We start from the raw sequence: 6,811 nt of genomic DNA, 5'->3' as shown, positions 1-6,811 counted from the left end.
TGATAGGGTGGTACACTTTTCGTTTAGCCGACTCTTATTTTTGGTACACTTTTCGTTTAGTAAGTGCATAATCTGATATATTTAACTAAACGTATAGATTATGATATAATTTCAATAACGAAAAATAATTAATTATATAGTCTTTAAAAAATTAAGTTGTTCAACTTTGATGAGTTAACTAAAGTTGGATGGTGATCAAAAAGGAGGCAATTTGTAATGTTTAACTTCTTTAAAAGGAATAAGTCAAATACTTCTAAAACTACTGAGAAACAAGTTTTTTACGATGAAAAAAATGCATTTGTTATATATTTCAAATGTTCAAAATGCGGAGAGAAATTTAGGAGTTATCTCAGAAAAGGCTACGATTTTATTACAGATTACGATACTGGGGAGTACAAGATAAATAAAGAATATATTGGTTCAAAATGTTTTAACAGAATACACCTTTCTGCCACATTTGATAGAAATTATAAATTAAAAGAGTACACATTAGAAAATGGAGAGGTAATTAGTAAAGAAGAATGGGAGGGAAAAGATAATGTCCAGAACAAAAGGTGAAAAAGATACTAACGTAAATTTGTTTGAATATCGACCCGTCAGACCATTCATACAGATACCAGAAAAGGTACTTATGTATATTTTGCAACTAACCCCATCGTCTTTTGCAAAGGTATATTTATACTTGTACAACATGAGTTACGGCCTTGGATACGATCATACAGTCACACATACCAGTGTGCGTGAAATAGCTTCAAATTTGAATATAAGTATTGGAAGAACACAAAATGCCATTACTTATTTTAAAAAAATTAAGGCAATAGAAAAAATAGAATCAAGGGCAGTAATTGGAACAAAATACAAAGTAAACGTACCTGAATATTCTTCTTCTTTTAACAATTGGTACTTCACTGCACCCAATAAAGTTAGATACATAATGATGAAAGAAAAATTGCTTACTTCAGAGAAATTGGTTACTTCCAAAATTAAACGTTATAAATCACTAAAAAAATCACTGGAATTGGGTCTATTTGATGAATCTGAAGAGTAGGTAATTAAAATGTATGACAAATTGTTGAGTTTAATTCTTTCTCAAAATAATTCCTTTTTATCCGATTATGCAAGGAAAAATAATATTAATAAAATGGTAGGAACAGTCCTTTATTCGAAGGACAAAATAATTATAATTGGTGTTAAAAATTTTCTTTTCCTACTAGAAAATCAAAGCAATCAACATTTTAAAACAGGTATTAGGGTAAATTTAAATTTTTTAAAATCACAAGAAAAAACAAATTATATAGATGCTCCAATTAATATGAAATATTTGGGTGAGTTATCAAAAGATGGCTTTAAATTAAGTTTGAAATTTCCAAACTTTAAAAATATCGATGCTATTAATCTTAAAACTCCTAACATCACAGAATCACAAAATATGAAAGCATCAATATGGCTCTCGGAATTTTCTCGAACCCTAAACGGACAATTGAAAAACTTAAAATTTGATAATTTGGAAACCCGCGAGATAACTTCCTTTAAAAAACTAACTGAGAAGATAGTAGCTGCACTTCTAAAATCCTTTAAAGATAACTTAAACTCCGTCTTATCTCCCTCTCATTCTGCCAATAAAATCTTAGATATGATAAGAGCATATATTTCTAAAAGGGATAATCCGAATTTTTTCTCTAAGAACGAGATAAGGCTAATGAAAGAATTATTAACCTTGCAAGAGAAAGATAAGAATATCATGCTTAATAAAAATGAATCCCAAATTATCAAAAAAAATAATATAGTGGATAAAACATTAAGTTCTTACTTAACTATTAAAAATCTAAGCTTAGAAACAAAAACACCACTGATGTTTTTTTCGATCTTTGGGATGCCCATATTTTTTACCATTGATAGAGAATATCAAAATAATTCAAAAAGTTATCAGAATAAGACAATGAACCAAAAGTTAAATTTAATCCTGTTGACTAATAATTTTGGGGTTGTAGATGCACATATACAAAGTTTTGAGAAGGAAATTTATATAAGTTTCGAATTGGAGAATAATTCTGAGTATTTTAAATTAAAAAAGCAGTATCTCATAAAAAAATTGGAGGAGAAAGATTATCAGGTAAAAAGAATTGATTTTGTATGATAAAAATAATTTCGTTCAAGTATTATAAAAATTATATATATAAAAAACCGGTGATTTCTTTGTTCACCGGTTTTTTAATGAATTATTTTAATTTAAATATACACTACTTTTTAATTGAATAAAAGGCATTCAAGCCTCTATATTGTGCAGTTGAACCAAGTTCTTCTTCGATTCTCAACAATTGATTATATTTTGCTATCCTGTCTGTTCTCGAGAGTGATCCTGTCTTAATGAAACCAGCATTTACAGCTACTACCAAATCGGCGATGAAGGTATCTTCTGTTTCTCCTGAACGATGAGATACGACGGCGGTCATATTGTTTTTGTAGGCTAATTCAATGGCATCAAGAGTCTCTGTTACACTCCCTATTTGATTCAATTTGATCAAAATCGAGTTTGTAGCTTTTAAATCTATACCTTTTTGCAATCTTTTAACATTAGTAACGTATAAGTCATCACCAACTATTTGTACCCTGTCTCCCACCTTTGCAGTGAATCCAGAGTAACCTTCCCAGTCCTCTTGATCGAAAGGATCTTCTAATGATTTGATAGGATATTTATCAATTAATGATATATAATAATCTGCTAATTCAGAGGCACTCATTTCTTTTCCATCAACAGAGTATTTCTTAGTCTCTTCATTGTAAAACTCGGAAGCAGCCGCATCCATAGCGATAAAAATTTGTTTACCAGGTTCATAACCAGCGGCTTGTATGGCTCTAATAATATATTTTATAGCTTCTTCATTCGAATTTAAATTTGGAGCAAAACCACCTTCATCTCCAACAGAAGTTATGTGCCCTTCTTTTTTCAAAATATTTTTTAAATTATGGAAGACTTCAGCTCCTGCCCTCAAAGCGTCTTTAAATGTATTAAATCCAGCGGGCATAATCATGAACTCTTGAATATCTAAATTATTATCAGCGTGTTGTCCACCATTTACTATATTCATCATTGGTACGGGTAAAACTTTGGCATTCACTCCACCTAAATACTTATAGAGAGGGAGTCCTAAGGAATTCGCTGCAGCTCTGGCCACCGCCATAGAAACAGCTAATATTGCATTAGCGCCAAGATTTTCTTTGTTTTCTGTTCCATCTAAGTCCAACATCACTCTATCAACGTTAACTTGATCAAACGCGTTCAAACCAACGATCTCTTGCTCAATAATGTTGTTTACGTTGTTCACCGCTTTAGTTACACCTTTTCCCATGTAATAATCTTTATTGCCGTCTCTTAATTCTAAAGCTTCAAATTTACCTGTCGAAGCACCTGAAGGAACAATAGCTGAACCAGTTGCGCCAGTAGATAAATTAACCTCCGCTTCAACGGTTGGATTTCCCCTTGAATCTAATACCTCTCTCGCTTTTACTGATACTATTTCATCATAAAACTTTTCCATCTAAGAAACACCTCCAGAAATTTATATTTTTTAAACTATTGAATAGAATTTGAATTTAAGGAATATTTTTTTAATGGCTGACTTTCGTACCTATATTCTCTCCTTCGACGGCTTTAAGCAAGTTCCCTTCTTTAAAAAAATTGATAATCGAAATGGAAAGATTATTTTTTTCACATATTGAAAAAGCCTCTGTATCCATTACTTTTATTTGCTCTTTAATTGCTTGTTCATAAGTTATGTTATCATATTTTTTGGCATCTTCGAATAATTTTGGGTCTTTATCGTATATTCCATCCACCTTGGTGGCTTTAACAAGTATATCTGCACTCATTTCTATCGCTCTCAATGCGGCAGCAGTATCCGTAGTGAACAAAGGGTTGGAAGTTCCGCCACCAAATAAGACAATATACCCAGCTTCAAAATACTGTTCAATAAAATCATATTTAAGAGGAATTACAGAAGGTAAATTAACAATTGGGGAAACTACGATACTTTTTATACCATTCTTTTCGAAAACATTTTTAAGATAGAGTGAATTCATAACGGTCCCCAACATCCCTAATTGATCGGCCATTTGAATTCGGAAATCTTTTAACTCTTTTCCCCTAAAAATGTTGCCAGCTCCTATGACGATCCCCAACTTAATATTTAAATTATGGATTTTCTTTATTTCTTTTACTAAATATGTTAACATTTCCTCAGAAAATCCTTTTCCCCCTTCACCACTAAAAGCTTCTCCACTTAATTTTAGTAACACTCTTTTGTACATATTGCCTCCTTTTAGAAATGCCAATGCAGTCTTATTGATGATAGAAAAAGTTTCAAATTCGTAAATAAAGTAAAAAAGGCGGAATACTCCACCTTTTTGTTATTCACCAACTGCGAATCTAGCAAATTTATCTACCGTTATATTTTCTCCTACTTTAGCTATCACAGAATTAATGATATCTTTGATACTTTCTCCTTCACCAAATACATATTCTTGTTCAAGAAGACAATTTTCAGTATAGAATTTTTCTAATTTGTTTTCTACAATTTTTTCTTTAATATTTTCTGGCTTGTTGGAATCTTTTAACTCTTCTAGGTAAATTTCTTTTTCTTTAGCGACAACTTCTTGAGGAACATCTTCCTTTGAGATCCATTTTGGATTCATCGAAGCAATTTGAAGAGAAATTTGCTTGGCTAAATCGTGAAAATCGTCAGTTCTCGCAACAAAATCGGTTTCACATCCTAATAATAGCAAAACACCAATTTTTTCGTTATGATGAATATAAGAATACACAATACCTTCGTTGGTTACTCTTCCAGCTTTTTTGGCAGCTTTTATAGCACCTTTCTTTCTTAATATTTCAACGGCCTTATCTACATCCCCGTTGGCCTCTTCTAAAGCATTTTTACAATCCAACATTCCCGCTCCCGTTGAAGTTCTAAGATTCTTTATCTTTTCAATTGATACATCCATTTAAAATACCTCCTAATACTTATTATTACTGATTTTAAAAAAATAAAACCTTATGTTAGCGCCACCTTCGCCCCACTCCCCACCCATAACGATCGATAAAACCACTGTATTTTAACACAATTAATTGAATATTAAAATAAGAAAATTATTGTTTTATTACTATTTTTTTAATAGTTTTTCTTGTAATTTTGATTCGACGAATTTAGAAACCCATTTACTAACATCTCCATTGTAAGATGCGATTTCTTTGATCATAGACGAAGAAATGTAAGAAAAATCAGTATCAGCCATGAGAAAGAAAATCTCTAACTCCCGAAAAAGCATATGATTAGCGTTTGCCATTTGCAGTTCATACTCATAATCACTGACCGCTCTCAAACCTCTTATTAAATTATAAATTTTTTTTTCTTTTAGATAGTTGACCAACAAACCGTCAAAAGATTCGACAACAACATTTTTTATACCATCTAAATCCTTTTTTACCATTTCAACCCTTTCATGGAGAGAAAAAAGATACTTTTTGTTTGGATTATTCACAACAACAACATAAAGATTGTCAAACCTTTCACTAGCTCTTTTGACGATATTCACATGTCCAAAGGTTATTGGATCGAAACTCCCTGGATATGCTGCGTCCCTAATTCCCATCATCAAATTTCCCCCATTTCAATTAATATTGATTATACCAGAAGCTAAAACAACACCGCTTTCATCATAAATTGTTGCAAATTGACCAGGTGTAACAGCAAATATAGGTTCTTTAAAACTTACTTTTAAAGTATTGTCAGAAAACTTTTTAACAATCGCGGGCTTTTCTTCACTTTTTTTACGAACTCTACAAAATCCTTCTATTTCATCGAAATCCACAAAAAAGTTAACGTTTTTCACAATAAGTTCTTTAGAGTACATTTTTTCAGTAGGAACAACAATGAGAATATTCTTTTGAGGGAGTATTTTATATACATGTAATTTAATGTTTACGTTTTTATAGTACCTTATCCCGGAACGTTGGCCAATAGTGTAATTCATGTAACCTGTATGTGTTCCTATTTCATTTCCATCTAAATCGAAAACTTTTCCTTCTTCTGAAGTAACTCCATTTTCTTTTAGAAACCTTCTATAATCGTTATCGGGAATAAAACACAACTCTTGACTGTCAGGTTTATTTGCCACGCTTAACCCTATTTTTTTGGCAATATCTCTTATTTCAACTTTATACATATTCCCCAATGGAAAGTACAAGTTGGGAAGAGTATTTTTATCTATATAAGATAGAAAATATGACTGATCTTTGTATTGATCAACGCCTTTTTTGATAACATAGGTACAGTACTTTTTTGAATACTCTTTTATTAAATAGTGACCACTGGAAACATAATCTGCACCATAGCTATTAGCAATCTCTAAAGCCTTTCCAAACTTAAAAAACCTGTTGCATAACATGCAAGGATTAGGTGTTTTACCTTCTTTGTAGGTATTGATAAAATAATTGATTATATTTTCTTTAAATTCCTTTTTTATATCAACGATCTGAAAATCATCAAGATCTAACTTATTTGCAATTTTTAACGCATCTTGTGTATCTGAAGGGCTACAACAAACCTTCTTTTTTTCAGGGATCAATGAAAAAATAACATCGCTCACCGTTTTGAAATGAAGTCCTATAACTTGATAATTTTGTTCTTTCAAAAGATAGGCAGCGACAGAACTATCTACCCCACCACTCATGAGCATTAATACTTTTTTATTAGACATTTATTTTTTTTAATCTACCTCCTTCATTTTCTGAGATACTGTCTTTAGAAACTCT

The 6,811-nt window shown here is 31.3% G+C and carries 8 protein-coding genes; 3 read left to right on the top strand and 5 right to left on the bottom strand.

What is annotated here, in order from left to right:
* The first annotated feature begins 216 nt into the window (after positions 1-216).
* The 3 genes from AA81_RS11010 to AA81_RS11000 are packed head-to-tail and all read left to right on the top strand — an operon-like array spanning position 217 to position 2,137.
* Positions 217-558 (top strand): hypothetical protein, encoded by a 342-nt coding sequence (locus tag AA81_RS11010; protein WP_103899023.1) that lies wholly within the window; start codon positions 217-219, stop codon positions 556-558.
* Positions 539-1,048 carry a hypothetical protein gene (locus tag AA81_RS11005; RefSeq protein WP_103899022.1) on the top strand — a complete coding sequence of 170 codons (510 nt, stop codon included), beginning with the start codon at positions 539-541 and terminating at the stop codon, positions 1,046-1,048. The genes AA81_RS11010 and AA81_RS11005 overlap by 20 nt, the downstream gene beginning before the upstream one ends.
* Before the next feature lie 9 nt (positions 1,049-1,057).
* Positions 1,058-2,137, top strand: coding sequence for a hypothetical protein (locus tag AA81_RS11000; RefSeq protein WP_103899021.1), 1,080 nt, complete (start codon positions 1,058-1,060; stop codon positions 2,135-2,137).
* A 103-nt stretch (positions 2,138-2,240) separates the two neighbouring features.
* Here the strand turns inward: AA81_RS11000 and eno are convergent, their stop codons facing one another.
* The 5 genes from eno to mnmA form a co-directional block, all read right to left on the bottom strand.
* Positions 2,241-3,539 carry a phosphopyruvate hydratase gene (eno, locus tag AA81_RS10995; protein WP_103899020.1) on the bottom strand — a complete coding sequence of 433 codons (1,299 nt, stop codon included), beginning with the start codon at positions 3,537-3,539 and terminating at the stop codon, positions 2,241-2,243.
* Positions 3,540-3,609: 70 nt separating this feature from the next.
* Positions 3,610-4,308 (bottom strand): UMP kinase, encoded by a 699-nt coding sequence (pyrH, locus tag AA81_RS10990; protein WP_103899019.1) that lies wholly within the window; start codon positions 4,306-4,308, stop codon positions 3,610-3,612.
* Between the two features lie 99 nt (positions 4,309-4,407).
* The gene (gene tsf / locus AA81_RS10985) at positions 4,408-5,001 is read right to left on the bottom strand and encodes a translation elongation factor Ts (RefSeq protein ID WP_103899018.1); all 594 of its coding nucleotides are present in this window, start codon (positions 4,999-5,001) and stop codon (positions 4,408-4,410) included.
* Between the two features lie 159 nt (positions 5,002-5,160).
* A complete protein-coding gene (coaD, locus tag AA81_RS10980; protein ID WP_103899024.1) occupies positions 5,161-5,649 on the bottom strand; it encodes a pantetheine-phosphate adenylyltransferase in 489 nt (162 codons plus the stop codon).
* Between the two features lie 18 nt (positions 5,650-5,667).
* The gene (mnmA, locus tag AA81_RS10975; protein WP_103899017.1) at positions 5,668-6,756 is read right to left on the bottom strand and encodes a tRNA 2-thiouridine(34) synthase MnmA; all 1,089 of its coding nucleotides are present in this window, start codon (positions 6,754-6,756) and stop codon (positions 5,668-5,670) included.
* Positions 6,757-6,811 lie beyond the last annotated feature (55 nt).

The organism is Petrotoga halophila DSM 16923, from assembly GCF_002924615.1.
The sequence above is the reverse complement of the archived record's forward strand: the minus strand, read 5'-3'. Positions and strand labels throughout refer to the sequence as shown.

Excerpts from the sequence above, each read along its gene's own strand:
- AA81_RS11010 (WP_103899023.1), top strand. The coding sequence starts at position 217 with ATGTTTAACTTCTTTAAAAGGAATAAGTCAAATACTTCTAAAACTACT.
- AA81_RS11005 (WP_103899022.1), top strand. The coding sequence starts at position 539 with ATGTCCAGAACAAAAGGTGAAAAAGATACTAACGTAAATTTGTTTGAA.
- AA81_RS11000 (WP_103899021.1), top strand. The coding sequence starts at position 1,058 with ATGTATGACAAATTGTTGAGTTTAATTCTTTCTCAAAATAATTCCTTT.
- eno (WP_103899020.1), bottom strand. The coding sequence starts at position 3,539 with ATGGAAAAGTTTTATGATGAAATAGTATCAGTAAAAGCGAGAGAGGTA.
- pyrH (WP_103899019.1), bottom strand. The coding sequence starts at position 4,308 with ATGTACAAAAGAGTGTTACTAAAATTAAGTGGAGAAGCTTTTAGTGGT.
- tsf (WP_103899018.1), bottom strand. The coding sequence starts at position 5,001 with ATGGATGTATCAATTGAAAAGATAAAGAATCTTAGAACTTCAACGGGA.
- coaD (WP_103899024.1), bottom strand. The coding sequence starts at position 5,649 with ATGGGAATTAGGGACGCAGCATATCCAGGGAGTTTCGATCCAATAACC.
- mnmA (WP_103899017.1), bottom strand. The coding sequence starts at position 6,756 with ATGTCTAATAAAAAAGTATTAATGCTCATGAGTGGTGGGGTAGATAGT.